The organism is Metapseudomonas boanensis (genome assembly GCF_042232855.1).
GTDB classification, from domain to species: Bacteria; Pseudomonadota; Gammaproteobacteria; order Pseudomonadales; family Pseudomonadaceae; genus Metapseudomonas; species Metapseudomonas boanensis.
In genome coordinates, this window is record NZ_CP113889.1 from 2,202,950 (window position 1) to 2,227,753 (window position 24,804).

Consider the following 24,804-nt stretch of genomic DNA (forward strand, 5'->3'; position numbering starts at 1 on the left):
AGGGAGGGAGCGGAACATGGTGATTGCAAAGAGTGGGGGGGCAATGGTGCTGATCGGTGGCTGCGCGTTCGCAGCGGCGCTCAGCGCAGACGACATTCTCCTTAGCTTTGATGGAACTCTGGTGGTGCCAGCCTGCGAGCTGGTCGTGGAAAACACCGAGCAAGTGGTGAACCTCGGCATCTTCAACAAGCGGGATCTGGAGAAGGTGTCCCGGACGCCGGCCGTGCCCTTTCATATCGACATCCTGACCTGTTCGGCGGCTACCAAGGTTAGTGTCCTCTTCAAGGGCAAGGAGGAGCCGCTGCTGCCTGGATCACTGGCCCTGGAAGGCGAAGCTTCCGGTGTGGCAGTTGCTCTGGAGACCTCGGCAGGCGATGCCATCAAACTCAACGTCGATAGCCTGGAAGTTGCGGTAGCGGGCGGCGAACGGGAGCGTCTGTCGTTCAGTGCCCACCTGCGGCCGTTGAAGGGCAAAACCATCGGGCCGGGCGGCTTCAATGCTGTCGCCAACTTCGAGATCAGCTACCCATGAAGGTCGTGAAGGATTGCGCACCGCCCATCTTGTACCTGGCGCTGTGCCTTTGGCTGCCCGCAACAGGGCAGGGCGCCCAACTCGCGAAATCGACGGTGAGCATTTCCGGAGCCGTGGTGAAGCCGACCTGCAAGTTCGACCAGGGCAACTCGCTGCGCGTGCCATTCAGCACCGTGGATGTCACCCGGATCGCCTCCGGGCAATACAAACAGACCATCCCGCTGACTATCAAGTGCGGAACCGAGGCAGCCGACATCACGCTGACACTGAAAGCGGATGTGGGCTTTGCCCCGGATGTGGTGAAAACCTCGGTCAGCGGCCTAGGCATCCGTATCAGCCGGGTTCGCGATAACGCCGTGTGGCAGCTGAACAGCAGCGTGAATTCCTCGACGTCCTACGATAACTCCATCGAAGCAGAGTTGGTGCTGGAGCCGGGTACGAAACTGCAGGCGGGGGGCTTTTCCGCTTCGGCAACATTGTCGGCGGCGTACGACTGACGACGAGAAATGGTCGTCAATTGCAGGGACCCATATTTCATCAAGGTATCTAACCGAGTGAACACAAGAGCGTTCATGGAGTGCTACGTGAGATTGATCATTCAGGCGCCGAAGCGCTTCATGCTGTTGCCGTGCATTTTAATGTGCCTTGAGTTTCCGGCATTGGCTTACGGGGCTGCTACGGGGTTTGGGAACGGGGTCTTTGAATATACAAAGTTCTCTGATTTTGAGTGGCACGTCGAATATGACGGAAGTGTCATGGTCGACAAGGCTGCTCTGAGGTCTATGGGCTTAGGCCAATATCCATGTGAGACAGCTTGGAAGAAGTCTCCTTGGCTCGGAAAATTCGAATCCTGTACCCTGGCTCGTGAAATTAATACAGGCGGACGGACTGTGATTAAGAGGTTGCTTGAAACAAGCAACATCAAGGGATCAACGCTGACGCAGTTTACAAGTTTGCTGACCACCACGGGAAAAGTCGCGACTGTGGAATCCGTCGGTACGGGGGATATGTGTTTCATACTACAAATCAAGGGAGCCCATGGGTGGGACGGGCATTACCTGCCAGCATCATGTAGCGCGGGCACCGGCGGCGGAGGTGGCATAGGAGGGGGGCAGCCACCCGAGCCCGAGTTGTCCTGCTCACTCTACGGCTCCATTGACCTGCGGCATGGCAATGTGACGCCTGAATCAGTGAACGGCCATACGGCAAGCACCACGGTCTACGTATCCTGCAACAAGTCAGCAACCGTCAACTTGGCGGTGGCGCCTGGTACGCAGGGCAGTTTGAATCTGACTGGTGTCAGCGGGTTGACTTCGTCGCTCTATGCTGACGGCGTGGGCGGTGGTCGGTCCCTCAGCATTTCCGCTGGCACAGGCTATACCCCCGTGACCATTAAATCAGTGCTCAAAGCAGATGGTGCTGTCAGCGTGGGCTCGTTCAAAGGCAGTACGTACGCTGTGCTTTCCATCCCCTGATCGCTCCCCCAAAGGCCCATTCGATGATGGGCCTTCTCCATGCGTAGCGGTCTGCACATCAGTTGAACACCACCGTGATGGAACCGGCATCGAAAGCGCCGGTCCGCGTGTTGCGAACCGGTGTAAAGCTGATCGAGTGTGTGTCGGGGACACCAGCGCAGTTGCCCTCGACTGCAGGCACTGCCGCTTGATGGGGGCTGCGACCCTGGTCGCGGCCGGCGTGCTGGAGCCAGGCGGCCGGCGGAACCTCGCAAGGTCCTCTGACGATGCTGCCTACAAAATGAATGACCCCGTGAAAAATCTTGGGCTCGTCGGCATAAAGAACAGTCGGAGATGCACCCGATGCGATGACAGCAGCAAGCAGTAGTCGTTTCATGGCCAACCCTCCCTAAGATTTTTAGTAAGTAAAAATCAGATCGGTCCTACTGGCCATATCTAGGCTGTTCCGTTTTTTTTGTAGGAATTCGGGGTTGGTCTGAGGATGGTTCGCAGTTTTCTGTAAGTTGTGGGGGAAAGTGTGTGGCTCTACTCAGTATTCGATTGATCAGAAAGTTCTGACACGACATTTCCTCGCCAATTGGGTGACGATTCCTTGGTTAGGTTTTATTTGCGTCAAAGTGGAGCGGGAGCGGCCCTCCCCCGGAATTCGTTCTCAATCATTTTCTGAGTGTGTGAGCCTGGCAGATCTTCCTGTTGCGAGTGGGAAGAGCGTTGCCAAAAAGTGGTTATGCACGTTGTGAAAGTTGCGATGTGATATTGGGTGTCGGACAAAAAAAAGCCCTCGTCAGGGCCGACATCCTGACGAGGGCGAGGGTGGTCCTTGAGGGGACCTCAGTGTGTGCGGTCGGACCAGGCGTGGAGCAAGCTGGACGCCAGGCCGTAAAGCGTTAACAGAATGGCGAAACCAAGGCTCAGGGACATGGTTCCAACCTTCCGTATCAGTCGGTGCCTACCTGGCGCAGCTTGGTCGCCGGGACGTCACCGAGGTTGTTGAGCATGCGCTCGCTGTACCAGTCGAGGAAGTTGATCACGCCGAACTCGTAGGTCTTGGAGTAGGGCCCCGGCTGGTAGGCGGTGGAGTTGATGCCGCGCTGGTTCTCTTCGGCCAGGCGACGGTCCTGATCGTTGGTTGCATCCCAGACTTCGCGCAGGCGTTGTACGTCGTAGTCGACGCCTTCCACCGCGTCCTTGTGCACCAGCCACTTGGTGGTGACCATGGTTTCCTGGGCGCTGATGGGCCACACGGTGAAGACGATCATGTGGTCGCCCATGCAGTGGTTCCAGGCATGTGGCAGGTGAAGGATGCGCATCGAGCCCAGGTCGGGGTTCTTGATACGGCCCATGAGTTTCTTGCAGCCCTGCTTGCCGTCCATGGTCATGGAGACGGTGCCATCGAGCAGCGGCATGCGCACGATGCGGTTGCGCAGGCCGAAACTGGCGTGGGCGTAAGGGATCTTCTCTTCGTCCCAGGCCTTGGTGCAGGCGGCGACCTGGTCCTTGAAAGCCTGGCTGGCGCGTGGGTCGGTCACGTCGTCCCATTCCAGCAGGGTCTTCAGCAGTTCAGGGTGCGAGCCGTTGCAGTGGTAGCACTCGCGGTTGTTCTCGATCACCAGTTTCCAGTTGGCCTTTTCCATCAAGGTGGTTTGCACCGCCACCTTGGTGTTTTCCATGTCGTAGGGCTCCATGTAATGGGCCAGTGTGGCGAGGAAGTCGTCGATGGCTGGCGGGTTCTCGGCCAGGCAGACGAAGATGTAGCCGCCAGCGCTCTTCACATGAACGGGCTTGAGGTTGTAGTCCTTGAGGTCGAAGTCGGCGCCCATCTCGGTGCCGGCGAACAGCAGGCGGCCGTCGAGTTCGTAGGTCCACTGGTGGTAGGGGCAAACCAGTTTGGCGACCTTGCCCTTGTCGCTGACGCACAGGCGCGAGCCCCGGTGGCGGCAGACGTTGTGGAAGGCGTGGATCTGGCCTTCGGCGCCGCGGATCACGATGATCGGGTTGTCGCCGATCTGCAGGGTAAGATAGTTGCCCTTGGCTGGGATTTCGCAGGTCATGCCGGCGATCAGCCATTCCTTGTGGAAGACCTCCTGCATGTCGATCTGGAACAGGCGCTCGTCGCTATAGAACGGCTGCGGCAGGGAGAAGCTGTGGTCGCGTTCGCGGAGCATTTCGGCCGTGGCCTTGCGTGCAGGTTCAAGCGGATCGCCCAGGCTCAGGGTAGAAGTGACGTCCATCGGTAACTCCTCAATGGCTGGTCGCATTCGCGACCGCCGCAAAAAGTGGCTGTTTCGGTTGTCACGCAAGGCGGCGTGATCGGCCCCTCGTTTCTCGCCTGCCGACTGGCGGCCCGGGGGTGGTTTTGCCCAAAAAACCTTATGGTTCGGCTGGGATTGAGTGTGGCGGCGCGGGCAGGTAGGGCCTTATCCACGGGCGACATGGGAACATCCGTTTCCGACGCCGCAGGCCCGATGGTTGCTGGCAGGTCGCGATGAGCATGTGAATGTCGCAGACAGGTAAATGGGCGTTTTTTGCGTTACGCACAATTCACCGCAATAGGCCGATATCCGGCCGCGCGCGGAGCAGCCTCCATGACGAACAACTTCCTCAACCCCGTGACTACCCAGACCTGGAGCAATGGCCGCCACATGGTGCGTTGCGTCAAGGCGATCCAGGAAACTCTGGATGTGCGCACGTTCTGTTTCATGGCCGACCAGCCGATGGTGTTCTTCTTCAAACCGGGCCAGTTCGTGACCCTGGAGCTGGAGATCGATGGCCAGCCGATCATGCGCTCCTACACGATTTCCAGCTCGCCATCGGTGCCGTACAGCTTCTCGCTGACCATCAAGCGCGTGCCGGGTGGCAAGGTGTCCAACTGGCTACACGACAACCTGAAGGAAGGTGACGTGCTGCCGGTGCATGGGCCGGTGGGGTTGTTCAATGCCATCGACTTCCCGGCGGAGAAAGTGCTGTTTCTCTCCGGCGGTGTGGGCATCACGCCAGTGATGTCCATGGCCCGCTGGTTCTTCGATACCAACGGCGCAGTCGACATGGTGTTCGTGCACAGTGCGCGTACGCCGAAAGACATCATCTACCACCGTGAACTGCGCCACATGGCTTCGCGGATCAACAACTTCAAGCTGCACCTGATCTGTGAGAAGTACGAGATCGGCGAGACCTGGTCTGGCTATCGCGGTTACCTGAGTCGCGCAATGCTCGACCTGATCGCTTCCGACTTCATGGAACGTGAGATCTTCTGCTGCGGCCCGACGCCTTACATGTCAGCAGTGAAGCGCCTGCTGGAAGCTGCCGGCTTCGATATGAAGCGCTACCACGAAGAAGCCTTCGGCCCGACTCCGCCAGAGATTCGTGCAGAGGTAAACGAGCACGCCGCGGAAGCCGCTGAGGCGGCAGAGATCCCGGCTGGCGACATGAACCTGGTGGACTTCACCAGCACCGGCAAGAGCATTCGTGTGGCGCCTGGCGAGACGGTCCATTCTGCTGCCGCCAAGCTTGGCCTGCACATCCCCAAGGCTTGCGGTATGGGAATCTGCGGCACCTGTAAGGTGCTGAAGATCTCCGGCGAGGTGGAGATGGAGCACAACGGCGGAATCACCGACGAAGACGTCGCCGAGGGTTACATCCTGTCCTGCTGCAGCGTGCCCAAGGGCGATGTGGCCATCGACTATTGACTCTTCTGCTCAATAATTGAGCATCTCCGGCCAGCCCACGCGTGGTGTGGGCTGGTGCAATCTATCCACAGCTTGTGGGCGCATCGGTGCACAGTTCCTGTGTGCAATCTGTTGCGTAACTCGTTGAAACTGCTGATAAAACAACCAGCTCACCAGGAGCCGCGCGCGTCGTGGCCTGCAGTCAGGGGCGAACAGCTTATCCACAGGTCGGTCCACGGGTTCCGGGGGTAAAACACCGGGCAGCATCTGCTTGGTGGGTAGGCGTTCTTTCGCACAGCAGGGCATAGAGCTGCCTTTCGAGCCTGAGGGGCAACTGCTCCGCCCTTGGCGAATGAAATCGCACCCAAGGAAAGGCGTGCCGGCGACCTGCTGGCTCAATCCTCCTCCTGCACCGCTTTGTAGGCTCCGGCCAGCTTCTGCTGCACATCCTGGGGCGCGGCGCTGTAATGGCTGAGCAGCATGCTGTAGGCGCCATGCCCGGCGGTGATCGCCTTGAGCCGGCCGGCATAACCTTCGAGCTCTGCCAGTGGTACCTGGCCGTGGATCAACGCCATGCCCTGGGATAGCGACTCGGTGCCGGTGACCTGACCACGGCGGCTGATCAGGTCGGTGGTGATATCGCCCAGTCGCGCTTCCGGGGCGCTGATCTCGATCGACACGACCGGCTCCAACACCATTTCCCCGGCGGCGCGCAGGGCGTCGAGCATCGCCTTGCGACCTGCAGACTGAAAGGCAATGTCCTTGGAGTCCACCGGGTGGTGCTTGCCGTCGTAAACGGTGACCTTGAGATCCTCCACAGGCAGGCCGGCCAATGGACCGCAGGCCAGCACCGAGCGCACGCCTTTTTCCACCGAGGGAATGAACTGGGAGGGAATCACACCGCCTTTCACTTCATCGGCAAAGACGAAACCGGCGCCGCGAGGCAGAGGCTCTACGCGCAGGAACACCTCGCCGAACTGGCCGGCACCTCCGGTCTGCTTCTTGTGGCGACTGTGGCCATCGGCTGGGCGGGTGATGGCCTCGCGGTAGGGCACACGCGGCGGACGGGTTTCCACGTCGAGCTTGTAGGTACCGGTGATGCGGTCGAGCAGGTAGCGCAGGTGCAATTCACCCATGCCGCGCAGTACGGTCTCTTGGGTCGAGGGCAGGTAATCGAGCTTCACGCAGGGGTCTTCGGCTTGGATCCGGTTGAGCACTTCGGCGATCCGCTGCTCATCGCCGCGGCGTTTGGCTTCGATGGCCAAGCCCTGCATGGGGGACGGGAAATCCAGCGGCTTGAGGTTGATTTCATCCTCGTCATGGGAGTCGTGGAGCACTGCATCGAACTCGACCTCGTCGACCTTGGTCAGCGCACCGAAGTCTCCGGGAATCAGTCGCGTCACCTCTTCATGGCGCTTGCCTTGCAGGCGCAGCAGATGGCCGAGCTTGAACGGCTTGCGCCCGTCGCCGACGAACAGCTGCATATCCCGCAGCAAGGTTCCCTGGTGCACGCGGAAGATGCCCAGTTTGCCCACGAAAGGGTCGATCACCACCTTGAACACATGTGCCAGCACATGCCGTTGCGGGTCGGGTACGGCGCGGAAGGCCTTGGCCTGCTCTCCGGTGCCTTTGAGGAACAGTGGCGGGTTGCCCTCGTTCGGATTGGGGGCCAGCTGCGCCAGGACATCCAGCAGCTCAGGGATGCCGGCCCCCGTGCGCGCGGAGGTAAAGCACAGCGGTATCAGGTGGCCTTCGCGCAATGCGCGCTCGAAGGGTTCGTGCAGTTCCGCCGGGCTGATCTCGCCTTGTTCCAGGTAGCGCGCCATCAACTCCTCATCGACCTCCACCACTTGGTCCACCAACGCTTGGTGTGCCTCGGTAACGGAGGAGAAGTCGGCATCACCGGCGGGATTGAAGAAACAATCCACAATCCGACTGGCGTTTTCCGCTGGCAGGTTGAGCGGCAGTACCTCTTTGCCAAAGGTTTCGCGAAGGTTGGCGAGGAGGGATGGAAGGTCTACCCGTTCGGCATCGATCTTGTTAACCACCAGGATGCGGCAGAGGCCACGCTCGGCGGCCAGCGCCATCATTCGTCGGGTGGTCAGTTCGATGCCGTTCTGCGCATTGACCACCACCAGGGCGGTTTCCACAGCCGCGAGTGCGGCGATGGACTGGCCGATGAAGTCCGGGTAGCCGGGGGTGTCGATCAGGTTGAGCTCGGCTCCGGCATGGCTGCAATGGGCGAGGGCTGAGGCCAGCGAGTGACGATATTCGCGTTCCAGTGGGTCGAAGTCGCAGACGGTGTCGCCGCGCTCCAGGCTGCCCATATTGGCGATCGTTCCGCTGCGGTGCAGCAAGGCTTCGGTCAGGCTGGTCTTGCCGCTGTCACCATGACCGACCAGGGCAACCGTCCGGATGGCTTCCACTGTGTAGTTCGCCATGAGCACCTCCGCGCGATGGGTGTTTCCAGTATAGGCAGGGGCTCCAGCTCCGCAGGATTGCAGGGTGGTCCATGGACCTGATCCGCAAGCCTTTGAAAAAGCTCAAAAAATGACCGAGTGCCGGCAAGCCTTGTCATTGCTGGGCTGCAGCGTTCCCTGTACAGCTTGTCCACAGAACGCTCCACGCACTTTGTGGGTAATAAGCCACTTTTTGCCGCTGGAGATAGGAAAAAGACTGCATTCAACGGGTTTATGGAGCGTAGGGCAATGAATGATCAGTCGGCTGAACCTGCTGAAAATAAAGGCTTTAAGCTATCGGCGAACAGGTTTTCCACAGCGATACAAACAGCATCTGTGTGCAAGTTTCGCGTCAGTCGTTGTATTTGGCCGAGAAGATCGCTGAATGCCTTGCTACGTCTGGCCTTGAGAGCTTTGTTTGAGTGCACAGCTTACACACAGACTTATCCACTTATTTTGGGGGTAACGGAGCCTGGTCGCTCTTTTTGACGCAAATAGCCGAGAAGGAATCTCTTGTCATGGTTCACTGTGCAAAAACTGATCGCGAGCCTGCGCGCCATGCTGGTCGGGGCCCCGAGCTCCTTATCCACAGCTTGTGTACGTTTCGCTGCACAGCTTTTGTGCGCAAGTGATACTTAAGTTGTTGAAATAGATCAGAAAACATCCAGAGCCCTGGATGTGCCGCCCATCGTGGCCTGCAGCACGGGCTCTACAGCTTGTCCACAGGAAACTCCACGGAAATCGGGGGTAAGCAGCCGGGAGGGGTTTTACTGTGGGGCGAATTCATTCGCAAAGGGCCGCAAAGCGGCCCCAGGAAACGCTGGGCAGGCCTTTGGCCTGGTTGGCGAGAATTCGCCCCTGCCGCCGGAGAGAGTCTTATGCCCCCATGGCCGCACGGATATCCGCAGCCAGTTCACGCACGCGGTCCATCTCGGTATCCCAGGAGCACATGAAGCGTGCGCCGCCGGCGCCGATGAAGGTGTAGAAGCGCCAACCCCGGGCGCGCAGGTAGTCCAGGGCGGGTTCGGACATCTGCAGGAACACGCCGTTGGCTTCCACCGGGAACATCAGGCTTACACCCGGTACGTCGGCCACCAGTTCGGCAAGCAGTTGCGCGCAGGCGTTGGCATGGTTGGCGTAATAGAGCCAGGCGTCGTCCTGCAGCAGGCCCACCCAGGGGGCGGCGAGGAAGCGCATTTTTGAGGCCAGCTGACCGGCCTGCTTGCAGCGGTAATCGAAGTCTTCGGCCAGATCGCGGTTGAAGAACAGAATCGCCTCACCTACCGCCATGCCATTCTTGGTGCCGCCGAAGCAGAGCACGTCAACGCCGGCTTTCCAGGTCAGGTCGGCCGGCGCGCAGCCGAGGAAGGCACAGGCATTGGCAAAGCGGGCGCCGTCCATGTGCAGGTTAAGGCCGAGCTCCTTACAGGTCTGGCTGATGGCGCGGACCTCGTCTGGGCGGTACACAGTGCCCACTTCAGTGGCCTGGGTGAGGGTGACCACACGGGGTTTGGGGTAGTGAATATCCTGGCGCTTGAGCGCGATCTCGCGAATTGCTTCAGGGGTCAACTTGCCGTTCTCGGTCTTTGCCAGCAGCAGTTTGGAGCCGTTGGAGAAGAACTCCGGCGCGCCACATTCGTCGGTCTCGACGTGGGCCGTCTCCGAGCAGATCACACTGTGGTAGCTCTGGCACAGCGAGGCCAGGGCGAGCGAGTTGGCGGCCGTACCGTTAAACGCGAAGAACACTTCGCAGTCGGTTTCGAACAGCTGGCGGAAGTAGTCGGCTGCACGGGCGGTCCACTGGTCATCGCCGTACGCGCGTTCATGGCCGCGATTGGCCTCGGCCATGGCGGCCCAGGCTTCCGGGCAAATGCCGGAGTAATTGTCACTGGCGAATTGTTGGGTCTGGTCGGTCATGTCCTGTTCCTTTGGTCCGATCGCCGGAGCGCCCAGGCGGGGGCTGGCGCATAAGCGCTAACTTTACGCCAGGATACGGTCAGAAATTTCCCTTGAGGCGACATCCTTTTCAAGGGATGGAATGCCGGTCGTCTGAACAACAAGTGCTCAACGACCTGTGCATGTCGGCTCCTACGGGCTCTAGCCGGGCGCACACAGGTTATCCACACGGCCGTTCACGGGATTCGGGGAAATGCACTAGGGCCGGTAAGAGGAACTCAGTCAAGGCTGGCGACCTCACATTATTAGTGCCTGCACGTATATCGCGGTGTGCTCATAGAGGAGGAGCAGAAATGCGCTATCGGAAACTGATCGTCCTGTTCGTCTCCATGCTCATCGGCTTGCCTGCGGTGGCGGGTGATTGGCCTGCGGGGGAGCGCGAGCGTTTCGTTGAGGATTGCGTGAATGGCGCCCAGGCCGAGGTGTCGTTAGACGCTCTGCAGCGCTACTGTGCGTGCGCTGCAGACAAGGTCGGCAGCGAGTCCAGCACGGCCGAACTGGAAGCGATGAAGGCGCAGAAGGCACCGCTGCCGCAGGCGACCCATCAACGCGTGATGCGGGCCGCTCAAAGTTGCCTGAGCCAGCTGAACAATTGAGTGAATTGTGAGCAACAGGCGGTCGGCCCCGGCAGCCATGGCGCAGAGCACTCATCACACAGCTTATCCACAAAGGGGCACACAGTTTTTGTGTGCGGTTCTGCTGGCAACCGATAAAAAATGCTCTGAAAGCCAAACGCCCGGCCTGCCTGGTGAGCAGTGAGACGTGTACAGCTTGTCCAACGCTTGGTCCACGTTTTACGGGGGAATCTGCCCAGGGTCAGGCCGGTGCTTGCCAGTCTTGCGCACGCTCCCGCACTTCACTTGGGAGCGGCTTCGACTTGCGCATCCGAGTGTCCAGATGCACGCCCACGAGGGTGGTGGTCGCAGCTACTTCCCCCGTCTCGTCGTTGACCATTTCGTGGCAGAAGCGAATGGCCTTTTCCGTCACCTCGAGGACCCGGGAGCGGATGGACAACACGTCCCCAGCGTGCAACTCGCGGCGATATTCGATGTGCTGTTCGACGGCTGCCATCCCGGCGCCGTCATTACGCAAGCGCGAGGGCGTGAGGCCGAGGTGGGTGAAGAGCTGCCAGGTGGCCTCATCGAACTTGCCTACGTACCACATTACATTCATGTGGCCCATGTGGTCGCAGTGCCAGGGATATACGGCGCCACGGTAGGTCAGGGTGGCTTCGTTCATGGGAACTCCGTTGCTGGTATCAGCGGTTGTTGCGCGCGTGAGCGCCGGAAAGCAGTCGCTCGGTGCTGACGATTGCCCGGGTGTGATGGCCCTCGCCGATCAGGCCACCGTCATCGAATGCCTCGACTTGGAACGCGTATAACTTGCCCTCCCGCCCTATATAGGTGGCGCGGGTATGTACGCGCACACCCGTAGGCGTGGCGGCCAGATGGCGGATATCAACACCGACGCCGACCGAGAGTTCGCCGTCTGACAGCAGCGCTTTCATGCAGCGGGCCGCCGCCAATTCCATCAGGGCAATCATGCGGGAGGTGGAGAACACTTCGGGGAAGTCGTCTGCGGGAGAAAGCGACAAGGCCTTGGCGGAGTCGCTGGCCAGTATGACGAGTTCGGCTTCTGCTTGGGTGCCGGGAGTCATGTGAAGTCTCCGAGAAATGGCTAATACAGGCTGGAATTCGGGAAACGGTTGATCGAAAAACAAGCGGGACTTTTTATATCAAGCCCTTGGGAGACTCGGAGCAGCAGTTACAAAATTTAAATCTGTATTTAATTATTCTGACTCCTACTGATCGATCATTTTTTGATCATTATCTCGGAAGGCCCGCTCCGCTGGTCCTGCAGCGGGGCGCCCACATGTTATCCACAGTGCACTGCACAGTTTATGGGGGCAATGCAGGTGCCAAGCTGCTGATATGGCTCAAAAAACAGCCAGGGGCCTGGATGTGGCGAGGGTTCTGGGCCTTGGCCAGAGGTCTACAAGTTATCCACAGCTTGATCCCCGCTAATTGTGGGGAAGGTCCAGGCGCGGGGTGGACAGGTGCATTTTCGGGTCGGATCTGGACAGATTTCTCAAGGGAGACCACCGGACAATCCGCTGCAAAGCGCTTATTCGCGCTGATCCAGTAGAGGAACCGGCATGGCCATCAGTGTGTTCGACCTGTTCAAGATCGGTATCGGCCCCTCCAGCTCGCATACCGTGGGCCCGATGCGGGCGGGCGCCCTGTTCGCCAGCGCCCTGCGCGAGCGCGGCCTGCTGGCGCGGGTGAGCCGCGTCGAAGTGCGCCTGTACGGCTCGCTGTCGGCCACCGGGGTCGGTCATGGCACCGACCGCGCGACGGTGATGGGGCTGATGGGCGAATGGCCGGACCGCATCGACCCGAAACAGATCCCCCTGCGCATCGCCGCCTTGCTGGAAAGCGGCGAGCTGCTGCTGGACGGCGCTCAGCCGGTGCCGTTCGACTGGCAGCGCGACCTGCTGCTGCTGGAGGAGAACCTGCCGTATCACCCCAACGCCATGACCCTGATCGCGGAAGGCGAGGGTGGTGAACTGTACCGCGACACCTACTACTCGATCGGTGGCGGCTTCGTGGTGGATGCCGCGCAGGCCGCCTCCGGCCAGCTGGACCAGGACCACACCCAGCTGCCCTACGACTTCTCCAGCGCCGAGGAACTGCTGGTGCTGTGCCGACGCCACAACCTGCGTGTTTCCGAGCTGATGCTGGCCAATGAGAAGGCCTGGCGCAGCGAGGCGGAGATCCGCGCTGGGCTGCTCAAGCTGTGGGACGCCATGCAGGACTGCGTGCGCAACGGCCTGGGCGAGGAGGGCATCCTGCCCGGCGGGCTGAACGTGCGCCGGCGGGCCGCCAAGCTGCACCGCAGCCTGCAGGAACTGGGCAAGCCGAACGTGATCGGCTCGACCATGAGCGCGATGGAATGGGTCAACCTCTACGCCCTGGCGGTGAACGAGGAGAATGCTGCCGGCGGGCGCATGGTGACGGCGCCGACCAACGGCGCGGCGGGCATCATCCCGGCGGTGCTGCACTACTACATGCGCTTCAACCCCGAGGCCAGCGAGGACGACGTGGTGAACTACTTCCTCGGCGCGGCGGCGGTGGGGATCCTGTGCAAGAAGAACGCCTCGATCTCCGGCGCCGAAGTGGGTTGCCAGGGCGAAGTCGGCTCGGCCTGCGCGATGGCGGCGGCGGGGTTGGCGGAAGTGCTGGGAGCGACCCCGGCGCAGCTGGAGAACGCGGCGGAGATCGGCCTGGAGCACAACCTCGGGCTGACCTGCGACCCGGTGGGCGGGCTGGTGCAGGTGCCGTGCATCGAACGCAATGCGATTGCCGCGGTGAAGGCGATCAACGCGGCGCAGATGGCGCTGCGCGGCGATGGCGAGCACTTCATCTCGCTGGACCGGGTGATCCGCACCATGCGCGACACCGGCGCCGACATGCACGACAAGTACAAGGAAACCTCGCGCGGCGGCTTGGCAGTCAGCGCGGTCGAGTGTTGAGGGGGGAAATGCCATGACTGCTGCTCTGCAACTGCCCCAGCCAGCGACCCTGGCCAGGCTGGAATCCATTGGCTTCCTGTTGCTCGACGGTTTCAGCCTGATCGCCCTCGCAGGTGCGCTGGAGCCGCTGCGCCTGGCTAACCAGCTGTCTGCGACCAGCCTCTATCGCTGGCGGACCCTGACCCTCGATGGCAGCCCATGTCGCGCCGGCAACGGCATGCAGGTGTCCCCGGAAGGCATCCTGGGTGGCGCAGGCGAGCTGGATGCGCTGATCCTCTGTGGTGGCGACGGTCCGGCCTGTGTGGCTGACCCGCAGTTGCTGACACAGTTGCGAGACTTGGCCGGACGCGATGTGCACCTGGGGGCGCTGGGCTCGGCCAGTTGGGTATTGGCCGAAGCGGGCCTGCTCCATGGCTACGAGTGCAGCCCGGCCTGGGCTTGCCGGGTGGACTTGCGCGAGCGCTTCCCCGGCATCGCCCTGAGCCCGCAACCCTATTCGCTTGACCGTGATCGCTACACGGCGGCGGGCGGCAGCGCGGCGCTGGAACTGATGCTGCAACTGATCGGCCGCAACCAGGGGCCGGCGCTATTGGGGGCCATCAGCGAAACCCTGGCCTTCGAGCAGGTGCGCAGCGAGCCCGCTCCCCCGCGCCTGACTCTGCGCGAGGCCTTGTCCAGCGCCCAACCCAAGCTGCAAGAAGTCATCGCGCTGATGGAGGCGAACCTGGAAGAGCCCATCGATCTGCACGACCTGGCGAGCTTCATCGAGTTGTCGCGTCGCCAACTCGAGCGCCTGTTCCAGAAGTACCTGAACTGCTCGCCGTCGCGCTACTACCTTAAGCTGCGCCTGCTGCGCGCCCGCCAACTGCTGCGCCAGACCGCCATGCCGGTGGTGCAGGTGGCCATGGGCTGCGGCTTCCTCTCGGCGCAGAACTTCTCCAAGTGCTACCGCGAGCACTTCGGCATCCCGCCCAGTAACGAGCGGCTGGGCAAGCCCCAGCTGTGCCGCATCGCCATGCACTGACACCGAGCGACACCACCTTCGGGCCCGCCCGTGCCTGGCAGCACGGTCCGGGCCCGTTTTTTTTGGTCGAGCGCTGTCGTTGTGGGGCAAATCTTTGTGGGGGCGAATTCATTCGCCAAGTAGACCGCAGGTCTGCCTTTGGGCTTGGCCGGGGCAGCTGTGCTGCCCTTGGCGAATGAATTCGCCCCACAGAAAAGCGGCCTGCTCCCGCAGTGGAAATCCGTCTGCGTCCAACGCCCTCACCACCCTGTAGGCGGGGCGGCGTTCCGCTGAGCTCAGCGCCAACCTACGGAAGCCTTGAGCGTTTGCGAGAGATTTTGCCCCGGATGCCCCCTGCGGATCTGACCAACTTCGGGTCGGAATCGTACAAAAACTGCTCGCCTCCTTCTGTTGCAATGCTTCCAACGGCCCGCCAATCCGGCGTGTCGAGTCACTGGAAAACAACAAGGGTTCCCGCCATGCAAATGCCCAAGACGATCCGGATCCAGAACGGCGACAAGGTCAACTCCACCTTCTCCGCTCAGGAATACGCCAACCGCCAATCCAAGCTGCGCGCCCACATGGCGGCGGAGAACATCGACGCGGCGATCTTCACCTCGTACCACAACATCAACTACTACAGCGATTTCCTGTTCTGCTCCTTCGGTCGTCCCTACGCCTTGGTGGTGACCCAGGACGCAGTGGTCAGCATCAGCGCCAACATCGATGGTGGCCAGCCCTGGCGCCGCACGGTTGGCACCGACAACATCGTCTACACCGACTGGCAGCGCGATAACTACTTCGTTGCCATCCAGCAGGCGCTGCCCAAAGCCCGCCGCATCGGTATCGAGTATGACCACCTGAACCTGCAGAACCGCGACAAGCTGGCTGCCCGCTATCCGGAAGCCGAACTGGTGGATATCGCCGCGTCCTGCATGCGTATGCGCATGATCAAGTCCGCCGAAGAGCACGTGATGATTCGCCACGGTGCACGCATCGCCGACATCGGCGGTGCCGCGGTGGTCGAAGCCCTGCGTGATCAGGTTCCGGAATACGAGGTGGCCCTGCATGCCACCCAGGCCATGATCCGCGAGATCGCGCGCACTTTCCCGGATAGCGAGCTGATGGACACCTGGACCTGGTTCCAGTCCGGCATCAACACCGACGGCGCCCACAACCCAGTCACCTCGCGCAAGGTGAACAAGGGTGACATCCTCAGCCTGAACTGCTTCCCGATGATCGCGGGTTATTACACCGCGCTGGAGCGCACGCTGTTCCTCGATCATTGCTCGGACGACCACCTGCGCCTGTGGGAGGTCAACGTCGAAGTGCACGAGGCCGGCCTGAAGCTGATCAAGCCCGGCATGCGTTGCAGCGACATCGCCCGTGAGCTGAACGAGATATTCCTGCGTCACGACCTGCTGCAGTACCGCACCTTCGGTTATGGCCACTCTTTCGGCACCCTCAGCCACTACTACGGCCGCGAAGCCGGGCTGGAGCTGCGTGAGGACATCGACACGGTTCTGGAGCCGGGCATGGTGGTGTCCATGGAACCGATGATCATGCTGCCGGAAGGCCTGCCGGGCGCCGGTGGCTACCGCGAGCACGACATCCTCATCGTCACCGAGAATGGTGCCGAGAACATCACCAAATTCCCCTACGGACCGGAGAAAAACATCATCCGCAAATGATGACCGCCACGGGCTGTGCAGAGCCGACACTGCACGGCCCGTGGATTGCAGGCGCGGAGGAACCACGACCTTCGCGCCCAAGGAGATGACAAGCGTTTATCGCGGGCCCATGGGCCTGCCACAACAAGAATCGACGCGCGGCATCCTCGAGGCTCCGGCCTCCCGCACGCGCCGCTCTTTAACTACCAGCTGCCGAACTTTTCACTAAAAACAAAAGAGGTGTGGGCGATGGTCAGGTTAATCTTCAGCACTCCCCCGGTGGGAGTGGCCGACGCAGTTTCATTCGTTTCCGGCGGCAACGGCCGCCTGGCATTGAGCAATACTTCAGTCAACCAGGCAAGCGAGCAGCTGGCACTGCTCCCCGGAGGTGGCCAGTGAGCGCTACCAACGAAACCCTTGCCTATGGAGGGGCGTCCAGCCGCTCGACGTCAACCGAGCGCAGCACTCTGCGCCGGGCCGCCACGGCCAGCTTCATGGGCAACTTCGTCGAATGGTTCGACTACGCGGCCTACGGCTATCTCGCCGCCGTCATCGCCGTGGTGTTCTTTCCGGCCACGGACAAGACCACCGGTCTGCTCGCCGCCTTCGCGGTGTTCGCCATCTCCTTCATCGTTCGCCCGATCGGCGGTATCGTCTGGGGTCACATCGGCGACCGTTACGGTCGGCGTAATGCCCTGTCCCTTTCCATCCTGATCATGTCAGGTGCGACCTTCTGCATCGCGCTGCTGCCGACCTATGCCCAGGTCGGTTTGTGGGCGCCGCTCTTGCTGTTGCTGATCCGCCTGGTCCAGGGGTTCTCCGCTTCCGGCGAGTATGCCGGCGCAGCGGCTTTCCTGGCCGAATACGCCCCCGACAACAAGCGTGGTTTCTACACCTGCCTGGTGCCGGCCAGCACGGCAGCGGGGTTGCTGTTCGGCTCGCTCTTCGCTGCCGGGCTCTACTCGCAACTGGACAGCGAGCAGCTGCACAGCTGGGGTTGGCGACTGCCCTTCCTGCTGGCTGCGCCCCTGGGCCTGATCGGTCGCTACATCCGCTTGCATCTGGAGGACACGCCGAAGTTCCGTGAGATGGAGCAGGCGCTGGAGCAGAAGGGGGGTGAGCACAAGGTGCCGATTCGCGAGCTCCTCGGTGTGCATCGTAAGCGCGTGCTGGTGGCCATCGGCGTCACCTGCCTCAACGCGGTGGCCTTCTACCTGATCCTCAGCTACATGCCTACCTACCTCTCCGCCGAGATGGGCATGAACGAGACGGATTCCTTCCTGGCTTCCACCGTCTCACTGGCGACCTACATTGGCTTCATCTTCCTGATGGGCAAGCTGTCCGATCGCTTCGGCCGCAAGACCATGCTGATCCTGGCCTCGCTGCTGTTCCTCGGTCTCACCCTGCCGCTGTTTGGCCTGCTGGAGGGCAAGTCCTTCGCCTTCATCCTCCTGATCCAGATCGCCTTCGGCCTGATGCTGGCGATGAACGACGGCACCTTGCCGTGCTTCCTCGCCGAAGTCTTCCCGACCCGTGTGCGCTACACCGGCTTCGCCTTCAGCTTCAACACCGCCAACGCCCTGTTCGGCGGCACTGCCCCCTTCGTCGCGACGTGGCTGATCAGCCAGACCGGCGACAAGATGGCCCCGGCCTGGCTGCTGTTGATCGCTGCCGGCGTTGCACTGCTGGCGATGCTGATGATCAAAGAGACCGCGCATAAGGCTTTGGCGGACGACTGACGGCCGGAGCGTGGATCCTGCCAACTTCGGGTCGGATACGTACAAAAGTCAGGCACGAGCTTCTGCTGCAATGGCAAATACCGGAATACCGCCCAGCCCGGCGGTCCGGAGACGCATCTGCATTCGCAGCCCTCCGGCCAGGCCTGGCAACCTTGGAGAGAATTCGATGAGCAAGAGTGTTTTCGTAGGCGAGCTGACCTGGACCGAATATGCCGCCAGGGTCGCCGGGGGCGAATGCGTGATGATGCTGCCGATCGGTGCGTTGGAGCAGCACGGCCACCACATGTGCATGAACGTCGACGTGCTGTTGCCCACCGCGGTCTGCCAGCGAGTCGCCGAGCGTATCGGTGCGCTGGTGCTGCCGGGACTGCAGTACGGCTACAAGTCGCAGCAGAAGTCTGGTGGGGGTAACCACTTCCCCGGCACCACCAGCCTGGACGGCGCGACCCTGACCGGAACGGTGCAGGACATCATTCGCGAACTCGCCCGCCATGGCGCTCGCCGGCTGGTGATGATGAACGGCCATTACGAGAACTCGATGTTCATAGTCGAAGGCATCGATCTGGCCCTGCGCGAGCTGCGCTATGCCGGTATCCACGACTTCAAGGTGGTGGTGTTGTCCTACTGGGATTTCGTCAGGGACCCGGCGGTGATCGAGCAACTCTACCCGGAAGGCTTCCTGGGCTGGGACATCGAGCATGGTGGGGTGTTCGAAACCTCGCTGATGCTCGCCTTGCACCCTCAACTGGTCGACCTCGACCGGGTGGTGGATCACCCGCCCGCGACCTTCCCGCCCTACGACGTGTTTCCGGTCGATCCGTCCCGCACCCCGGCAGCCGGTACCCTGTCGTCGGCGAAGATGGCCAGCCGGGCGAAGGGCGAGTTGATCCTGGAAGTGTGCGTCAGCGGCATCGCCGATGCCATCTGCCAGGAATTCCCACTCACCAACGGCGCCTGAGGCTCGCCCGGCGTCGCCCCGAATAAACCGAACAAGCGGCTTCAACAACAAGTACAAGCGGGCCCCAAGCGGGCCGAGAGGAAGTTTCAGCTATGTCGAATTCAGACGCACACAAAGAGTACGGCCTCAGCCAGGTCAAGCCCGATCAACGCAGCTATGGTTTCGTCGATACGGTCTGGACCTGGTTCGGTTCGGGCATCAACACCGGCTCATGGTTCTTCGGCGGCATGGCGGCGGCCTTGGGTATGGTCTTCGTCCTGCAGTACAGCATCCTGTGGCTGCCGTTGATGATGATCCCTTGGGCCGCTGTCGCTTACATCGGTTATCGCTACGGCGCCAGCACGGCCGTGGTATCGCGTCCCTCGCTCGGTACCAAGGGCTCACGACTGACCGGCGTCGCGCAGTTTCTGGTGCTGATCGGCTGGCCCAGCGTCAACAGTTTCATCGCCGCTATCTCCCTGACCCATGTCTTCGGCGCCGCGTGGGGCTGGCCAGTGTTCGGGCAGCCAGGTTCTGCCGGGCCGATGGTGTTCGGCATCCTGCTGACCGCTATCGCCCAGGGCGTGATCACCTTCCTCGGCCATGAGGCAATCCGTTACCTGGAGCGCATTGCAGGCGTTCTGCTGCTGGTGCTCGGCGGCTGGGTGACCTACATCGTCCTGTCGCAGTGGGACCTGAGCCAGATCATGGACTTCAAGGTCGCGACACCCACGCACACGGTGGCTTTCTTCATCGACCTGGCGTTTGGCTTCTCCTGGACCTGGGCGCAGGTGGCGGACTTCTCACGCTTCTCCAAGACGGCGCCAGCCGCGACCGTGGGTAGCTGGCTCGGCCTGAACATCGGCCAGGGCTGGTTCATGGTCATTGGCGCGATCGGCACGATTGGTGTGGCCTTGCAGACCGGCAGCATCGACCCGAACAACTCCGATCCAAGTTCGACGCTCGCCACGCTAGGCCTGGGCTTAGTGTCCTTCCTGGTGCTGATTTTCGCCACCGTGAGCACCAACGTCACCGTGCTCTACGGCTCCGGCATGGGCCTGCTTGGCGCGTTCAAGAGCCTGACGCCGAAGAAGGCATTGGCGATCATTGTCGTCCTGCAGCTGGCGCTGTGCTTCGTACCGATGGCGTTCGACTCGTTCCTGCACTACTTCGAAACATTCCTGGGCGTGATCGGCGGCCTGTTCATACCGCTGTGGACGATCATCCTGGTGGACTACTTCTGTATCCGTGGCAAACGTCTTTCGGATGCCGACTTGTTCGCTGAGGCCGGTGGTGCCTACTACGGCAGCACGGGGTGGAACCCGGCGGGGATTGCGTCGCTGGTACTGGGCTTTGCGGTGTACTTCGTCCTGGCCCACGTCTTCAAGGATGTTGCCGCCCAGATTACCGCGAGCTTCCCGGCGATCGTGGTGTCCGGCCTGGCCTACTGGATGATGGCAAAGAAGCCGGTGCCGGCGCTTAACGGGGGAATCGAACAGGACGCCTGAGGCCTGACCCCTGGACTAAACGCCGCCCCCGAGAGGAGGGCGGCGTTTCTGTTTTCGGGGTGGTGAGCGCTGTTCTTTTGTGGGGGCAATTCATTCGCTAAACAGACCGCAGGGGTGTCTTGCAGAGTCCGAGGGGGGCAACTTCACGGCCCTTCGCGAATGAATTCGCCCCCACAACCTTTCCTGGCAGTTTTTCCCAGCGGCCGAACCTAGCCGTGCAGCGGGCTCTGCTTGCGCTCACCGCGGGGGGAGTGGCCGAAGAAGCGGCTGTAGCACTTGGAAAAGTGCGCTGGCGAGGCGAAGCCGCAGGCCAGGGCGATGTCGCGTACCTGGGACTCGCTGCGCAGCAGCAGGTCGCGGGCGCGGTTCAGGCGCAGCTCCAGGTAGTACTGGCTGGGGGTGCGCTCCAGGTACTTGTGGAACAGCCGTTCCAGCTGGCGCACGGACACCTCGTTGAGCTGCGCCAGCTCTTCCAGCTCCAGCGGTTCCTCCAGGTTGGCTTCCATTATCGCGACGATCTGGCTGAGTTTCGGCTGGGCGTGGCCGAGCTTTTGCCGCAGGGGCACACGTTGCTGTTCACGGGCGCCGCGCATGCGGTCGCAGAGCAGCAGTTCAGCCGCACGGGTGGCGATCTCCACACCATTGGGTTCTCGTGCAATCAGCTGCAGGGTCATGTCCATCGACGCCGTGCCGCCCGAGCAGGTGTAACGGTCGCGGTCCAGCTCGAACAGCTGGTTGGAGATGATGATGCCGGGGAACTTGTCCTTGAGCTGCTCGATGTCCTCCCAATGAATGGTGCAGCGATAGCCCTTGAGCAGGTCGGCGCTGGCCAGCAGGTGGCTACCGGTGCAGATGCCGCCCAGAGGCACGTCATGTTGGGCCAGCTTGCGCAGCCAGTTGAGCAGGTTGCGGTCGTTTTTCGCCGGGATGGGGTTGGAACCGACCACGAACAGGGCGTCCAGCTGGGGCGCGTCGTGAATGGAGTGGTCGGGCACGACACGCATGCCGTTGCTGGCCTGCACGGGCTCATGGTCGGCGGCGATCAGAATGGTGCGGAAGAGCGTGCGCTTGGCGGCCAGGTTGGCCATGCGCAGGGTCTCGATCGCCGAAGCGAAGCCGATGGTGGTGAAGTTGGGGATCAGCAGGAAGCCGAAGGTCTTCACTCTGGCTGAACGGGGCTCTCCCGAAACTTCGTCGACGGGCGGCACCGCAAGGTTCGCAACTGCCATCTAACTTTCCTCCACTGCATCGACTGTCGTTTTTGGGTATTGGCGGGTGAGGCAGACGTCGAAGTGCAGCAATGTCTCTTTATTGTTTTACGGCGCGGCAAGGCCTGGCGCCGGGGTCAAGCTTACACCCATTCCACCCCGCGATCAGCGGCGTCCGCAGCCGCCAGTCCGCATTCTTCAGCAGTTCTGGGCGGTATCCGCTCATCGCTGGGGAATGCTCTGTAGGCAATAAGGAGGATTTCCGCTTCCACCTAGGTCAGTTTGGGCATTTTGAAGTCGCAAACAGGCAAACGGTGGTCATGGGTATTTCGCACAATCGGTCGCAACAGGCTAGAACCGACCGGGATTCACCGGCGGCGCCATCCCCCGGCAAAACCGCTGATTACAGCGGGTTGCGGAGGCCCACCGGAAATCCCGGCGGGAGGACGGCTCGCCCTGTTCGACCCGGGCGGTAGGTAGCCCCAAACAATACAGGCGACATCAGGTTGTCGCAGGGAGATCTTCGATGTTCAGCAAGCAAGACCAGATCCAGGGTTATGACGACGAACTGTTCAGTGCGATGCAGGAAGAAGAGCATCGCCAGGAAGACCACATCGAGCTGATCGCCTCGGAAAACTACACCAGCAAGCGCGTCATGGAGGCCCAGGGCAGCGGCCTGACCAACAAGTACGCCGAAGGCTATCCGGGCAAGCGTTACTACGGTGGTTGCGAGTTCGTCGACAAGGTCGAGCAACTGGCCATCGATCGCGCCAAGGAGCTGTTCGGCGCCGACTACGCCAACGTCCAGCCGCACTCCGGCTCCCAGGCCAACAGCGCGGTCTATCTGGCCCTGCTGCAGGCCGGTGACACCATCCTGGGCATGAGCCTGGCCCACGGCGGCCACCTGACCCACGGCGCCAAGGTTTCCTCGTCCGGCAAGCTGTATAACGCCGTGCAGTACGGGCTGGATACCGCCACTGGCCTGATCGATTACGACGAGGTCGAGCGCCTGGCCGTCGAGCACAAGCCGAAGATGATCGTCGCCGGCTTCTCCGCTTACTCCAAGACCCTGGACTTCCCACGTTTCCGCGCCATCGCGGACAAGGTCGGTGCGCTGCTGTTCGTCGACATGGCTCACGTCGCCGGCCTGGTCGCCGCTGGCCTGTACCCGAACCCGCTGCCCTACGCCGACGTGGTCACCACCACCACCCACAAGACCCTGCGCGGTCCCCGTGGCGGCCTGATCCTGGCGCGCAAGAACGAAGAGATCGAGAAGAAGCTCAACGCCGCGGTCTTCCCCGGCGCCCAGGGCGGCCCGCTGATGCACGTGATCGCTGCCAAGGCCGTGTGCTTCAAGGAAGCGCTGGAGCCAGGCTTCAAGGAATACCAGGCCCAGGTCATCAAGAACGCCCAGGCCATGGCAAAGGTGTTCATGGATCGCGGCTATGACGTGGTTTCCGGCGGTACTGACAACCATCTGTTCCTGGTCAGCCTGATCAAGCAGGGCAAGACCGGCAAAGAGGCGGACGCTGCCCTCGGCCGTGCCGGCATCACCGTGAACAAGAACGCTGTACCGAATGACCCGCAGTCGCCGTTCGTCACTTCCGGCGTGCGTATCGGCACCCCGGCCATCACCACCCGTGGCTTCAAGGAAGAGCAGAGCATCGAGCTGGCTGGCTGGATCTGCGACATCCTCGACCACCTCGGCGATGCCGATGTTGAGGCGCAGGTGGCCAAACAGGTCGCCGGTCTCTGCGCCGACTTCCCCGTCTACCGCTAATCCAGGAGTCCGAACATGCAACGTTATTCCGGCTTCGGTCTGTTCAAGCACTCCCTGAGCCATCACGAAAACTGGCAGCGCATGTGGCGCAACCCAACGCCGAAGCCGGTTTACGACGTGATCATCGTCGGCGGCGGCGGCCATGGCTTGGCAACCGCCTATTACCTGGCCAAGGAATTCGGCGTGAAGAACGTCGCGGTAGTGGAGAAGGGCTGGCTGGGCGGCGGTAACACCGCGCGCAACACCACCATCGTCCGCTCCAACTACCTGTGGGACGAAGCGGCGCAGCTGTACGAGCACGCCATGAAGCTGTGGGAAGGCCTGTCCCAGGACCTGAACTACAACGTCATGTTCTCCCAGCGCGGCGTCTACAACCTCTGCCACACCCTGCAGGACATGCGTGACTCGGCACGTCGGGTCAACGCCAACCGCCTGAACGGCGTCGATGGCGAGCTGCTCGACGCCCGCCAGGTGGCTGAAGAGATTCCGTACCTGGACTGCAGCAAGAACACCCGTTACCCGATCATGGGCTCCACCGTGCAGCGCCGTGGCGGCGTGGCCCGTCACGATGCCGTTGCCTGGGGTTATGCCCGTGCCGCTGACGCCTTGGGCGTGGACCTGCTGCAGAACACTGAGGTGATCGGCTTCCGCAAGCAGGACGGCGCTGTGATAGGTGTCGAAACCAATCGCGGCTTCATCGGCGCCAAGCGCGTCGGCGTCGTCACCGCGGGTAACTCCGGCCACATGGCCAAGCAGGCCGGCTTCCGCCTGCCGCTGGAGTCTCACCCGTTGCAGGCTCTGGTATCCGAGCCGATCAAGCCGATCATCCACAGCGTGATCATGTCCAACGCCGTGCATGGCTACATCAGCCAGTCGGACAAGGGCGACCTGGTCATCGGGGCCGGTATCGACGGCTACAACGGCTACGGCCAGCGCGGCTCCTACGGGACCATCGAACACACCCTGCAGGCCATCGTGGAGATGTTCCCGATCCTCTCGCGGGTTCGCATGAACCGTCAGTGGGGCGGCATCGTCGACACGACGCCGGACGCTTGCCCGATCATCTCCAAGACGCCGGTGAAGAACCTGTTCTTCAACTGCGGCTGGGGCACCGGCGGCTTCAAGGCCACCCCGGGTTCGGGCCATGTGTTCGCGGCCAGCCTGGCACGCGGAGAAATGCACCCGCTGGCCAAGCCGTTCTCCATCGATCGCTTCCACACAGGCGCGCTGATCGACGAACACGGCGCGGCTGCGGTAGCGCACTGATTGAGCTCCCTCTCCCTCTGGGAGAGGGCTGGGGTGAGGGTGGTTGAGGCCGTGCGAAGGCCGACACCCCTCAC

Annotated in this window: 20 protein-coding genes; 13 read left to right on the forward strand and 7 right to left on the reverse strand. The window is 61.7% G+C overall.

Annotated elements, in window-relative coordinates:
- The first annotated feature begins 16 nt into the window (after positions 1-16).
- The 3 genes from OXH74_RS10070 (at position 17) to OXH74_RS10080 (ending at position 2,007) form a co-directional block, all read left to right on the forward strand.
- Positions 17-532 (forward strand): fimbrial protein, encoded by a 516-nt coding sequence (locus tag OXH74_RS10070; RefSeq protein WP_375741087.1) that lies wholly within the window; start codon positions 17-19, stop codon positions 530-532.
- Entirely contained in the window at positions 529-1,029 is a 501-nt protein-coding gene (locus OXH74_RS10075; protein WP_375741088.1) for a fimbrial protein, read from the forward strand. The genes OXH74_RS10070 and OXH74_RS10075 overlap by 4 nt, the downstream gene beginning before the upstream one ends.
- Positions 1,030-1,116: 87 nt before the next feature.
- The gene (locus OXH74_RS10080; protein WP_375741089.1) at positions 1,117-2,007 is read left to right on the forward strand and encodes a PapG chaperone-binding domain-containing protein; all 891 of its coding nucleotides are present in this window, start codon (positions 1,117-1,119) and stop codon (positions 2,005-2,007) included.
- Positions 2,008-2,065: 58 nt separating this feature from the next.
- On the opposite strand, the gene OXH74_RS10085 is transcribed toward OXH74_RS10080, so the two are convergent.
- Positions 2,066-2,383, reverse strand: coding sequence for a hypothetical protein (locus OXH74_RS10085; RefSeq protein WP_375741090.1), 318 nt, complete (start codon positions 2,381-2,383; stop codon positions 2,066-2,068).
- A gap of 562 nt (positions 2,384-2,945) precedes the next feature.
- Positions 2,946-4,238, reverse strand: coding sequence for a glycine-betaine demethylase subunit GbcA (gene gbcA, locus OXH74_RS10090; protein WP_375741091.1), 1,293 nt, complete (start codon positions 4,236-4,238; stop codon positions 2,946-2,948).
- Between the two features lie 354 nt (positions 4,239-4,592).
- Between gbcA and gbcB the strand changes: the two genes are divergently transcribed.
- Entirely contained in the window at positions 4,593-5,693 is a 1,101-nt protein-coding gene (gene gbcB / locus OXH74_RS10095; protein WP_375741092.1) for a glycine-betaine demethylase subunit GbcB, read from the forward strand.
- 374 nt (positions 5,694-6,067) lie between these two features.
- On the opposite strand, the gene fusA is transcribed toward gbcB, so the two are convergent.
- On the reverse strand, positions 6,068-8,113 hold the full coding sequence (fusA, locus tag OXH74_RS10100; protein ID WP_375741093.1) for an elongation factor G: 2,046 nt from the start codon (positions 8,111-8,113) through the stop codon (positions 6,068-6,070).
- Between the two features lie 894 nt (positions 8,114-9,007).
- Positions 9,008-10,048 (reverse strand): low specificity L-threonine aldolase, encoded by a 1,041-nt coding sequence (locus OXH74_RS10105; protein ID WP_375741094.1) that lies wholly within the window; start codon positions 10,046-10,048, stop codon positions 9,008-9,010.
- A 332-nt stretch (positions 10,049-10,380) separates the two neighbouring features.
- Here OXH74_RS10105 and OXH74_RS10110 point away from each other — a divergent pair, with 332 nt between their 5' ends.
- The gene (locus OXH74_RS10110; RefSeq protein WP_375741095.1) at positions 10,381-10,683 is read left to right on the forward strand and encodes a hypothetical protein; all 303 of its coding nucleotides are present in this window, start codon (positions 10,381-10,383) and stop codon (positions 10,681-10,683) included.
- Positions 10,684-10,903: 220 nt separating this feature from the next.
- On the opposite strand, the gene OXH74_RS10115 is transcribed toward OXH74_RS10110, so the two are convergent.
- Together OXH74_RS10115 and OXH74_RS10120 are read right to left on the reverse strand one after the other, a co-directional pair.
- Positions 10,904-11,326 carry an acyl-CoA thioesterase gene (locus OXH74_RS10115; protein ID WP_375741096.1) on the reverse strand — a complete coding sequence of 141 codons (423 nt, stop codon included), beginning with the start codon at positions 11,324-11,326 and terminating at the stop codon, positions 10,904-10,906.
- A gap of 19 nt (positions 11,327-11,345) precedes the next feature.
- Entirely contained in the window at positions 11,346-11,744 is a 399-nt protein-coding gene (locus OXH74_RS10120; RefSeq protein ID WP_375741097.1) for a thioesterase family protein, read from the reverse strand.
- Between the two features lie 498 nt (positions 11,745-12,242).
- On the opposite strand from OXH74_RS10120, the gene OXH74_RS10125 reads away from it, so the two are divergent.
- The 6 genes from OXH74_RS10125 to OXH74_RS10150 all read left to right on the forward strand — a co-directional run bounded on the left by OXH74_RS10125 (position 12,243) and on the right by OXH74_RS10150 (position 20,476).
- Entirely contained in the window at positions 12,243-13,619 is a 1,377-nt protein-coding gene (locus OXH74_RS10125; protein WP_375741098.1) for an L-serine ammonia-lyase, read from the forward strand.
- A gap of 13 nt (positions 13,620-13,632) precedes the next feature.
- Positions 13,633-14,643: a GlxA family transcriptional regulator gene (locus OXH74_RS10130; RefSeq protein ID WP_375741099.1), complete on the forward strand. Its 1,011-nt coding sequence runs from the start codon at positions 13,633-13,635 to the stop codon at positions 14,641-14,643.
- 458 nt (positions 14,644-15,101) lie between these two features.
- Complete coding sequence (locus OXH74_RS10135) at positions 15,102-16,313, forward strand: M24 family metallopeptidase (protein ID WP_215380962.1); 1,212 nt, start codon at positions 15,102-15,104, stop codon at positions 16,311-16,313.
- Positions 16,314-16,687: 374 nt separating this feature from the next.
- Positions 16,688-18,031, forward strand: coding sequence for an MFS transporter (locus OXH74_RS10140; RefSeq protein WP_375741100.1), 1,344 nt, complete (start codon positions 16,688-16,690; stop codon positions 18,029-18,031).
- Between the two features lie 166 nt (positions 18,032-18,197).
- On the forward strand, positions 18,198-18,989 hold the full coding sequence (locus OXH74_RS10145; protein ID WP_375741101.1) for a creatininase: 792 nt from the start codon (positions 18,198-18,200) through the stop codon (positions 18,987-18,989).
- A 92-nt stretch (positions 18,990-19,081) separates the two neighbouring features.
- Entirely contained in the window at positions 19,082-20,476 is a 1,395-nt protein-coding gene (locus OXH74_RS10150) for a purine-cytosine permease family protein (protein WP_375741102.1), read from the forward strand.
- 209 nt (positions 20,477-20,685) lie between these two features.
- Here OXH74_RS10150 and OXH74_RS10155 read toward each other — a convergent pair whose 3' ends face one another.
- Positions 20,686-21,705, reverse strand: coding sequence for a GlxA family transcriptional regulator (locus tag OXH74_RS10155; protein WP_375741103.1), 1,020 nt, complete (start codon positions 21,703-21,705; stop codon positions 20,686-20,688).
- 505 nt (positions 21,706-22,210) lie between these two features.
- On the opposite strand from OXH74_RS10155, the gene glyA reads away from it, so the two are divergent.
- Complete coding sequence (gene glyA / locus OXH74_RS10160; protein ID WP_215380949.1) at positions 22,211-23,464, forward strand: serine hydroxymethyltransferase; 1,254 nt, start codon at positions 22,211-22,213, stop codon at positions 23,462-23,464.
- Between the two features lie 15 nt (positions 23,465-23,479).
- Complete coding sequence (locus OXH74_RS10165; RefSeq protein WP_215380945.1) at positions 23,480-24,730, forward strand: sarcosine oxidase subunit beta; 1,251 nt, start codon at positions 23,480-23,482, stop codon at positions 24,728-24,730.
- The last annotated feature ends 74 nt before the right edge of the window (positions 24,731-24,804 follow it).